This is a genomic window from Bartonella sp. AA1HLJMS (assembly GCF_042197445.1).
GTDB lineage: Bacteria > Pseudomonadota > Alphaproteobacteria > Rhizobiales > Rhizobiaceae > Bartonella.
The window spans coordinates 1-723 of record NZ_JBHIRW010000271.1; the positions used below are offsets into that span (position 1 = coordinate 1).

Here is a 723-nt window from a genome sequence, read left to right on the forward strand (position 1 = left end):
TCAGATGTTATAAGTATTATTCTCATCAAAAAATTAAAAAATTGTTACGCGGTTGGCGATTTTTTCTGTGACGCTGATGATGGGGATCATTTTGTTGCTCATTTTGAGGGCACAATGAATGCATAGATTTTTTTTCACTTTTGTTTTTGCGGCTATTTTGTGCCTTTTCTCGTTGCCGAGTTTTGCCCAAAATATTCGTGAGAAAGCGATTAATCAATCAGAGAGCATCCAACGACAACAAACACAACAACAGCGTTTTCAACGATTGCACCGTAGAAACGAAACACATGGGATATTTTTGCCAGACGATGATACCACATCTGCCTATGGTGCTTCGCCTAGTACAACCTGTTTGCTGATCAAAAGCATTGAATTTGTTGATGTTCAGTTGATTTCTCATACCGACCTTCATGAAGCCATTTCTCTTTGGGAAGGACGGTGTTTGGGGATTGCCGAAATCAATAAAGTGCTCAAAGCGGTGACCAAGCTTTATATGAAGCGCGGCTATATTGCAGTGCGGGCTTATTTGCCTGAGCAAGATTTAAGCGGCGGTCATCTCAAGATCGTTGTTGTTGAAGGTGTGATGGAAGATATTACCCTTGATGGGCATAAAGTTGAGAGGAGACTTCAAGGAGAAATCACCACAGCTTTTCCAAACCTTATTGGAAAGCCGACCAATCTGCGCCAGATAGAGCAAGGGCTTGATCAAATCAATCGGCTTTT

General features: G+C 41.5%; 1 protein-coding gene. It reads left to right on the forward strand.

Annotation, left to right across the window (positions count from 1 at the left end):
- Nucleotides 1-118 precede the first annotated feature (118 nt).
- On the forward strand, nucleotides 119-723 hold a 605-nt coding region (locus ACFIQE_RS11130; protein ID WP_375707776.1), incomplete at its 3' end, for a POTRA domain-containing protein.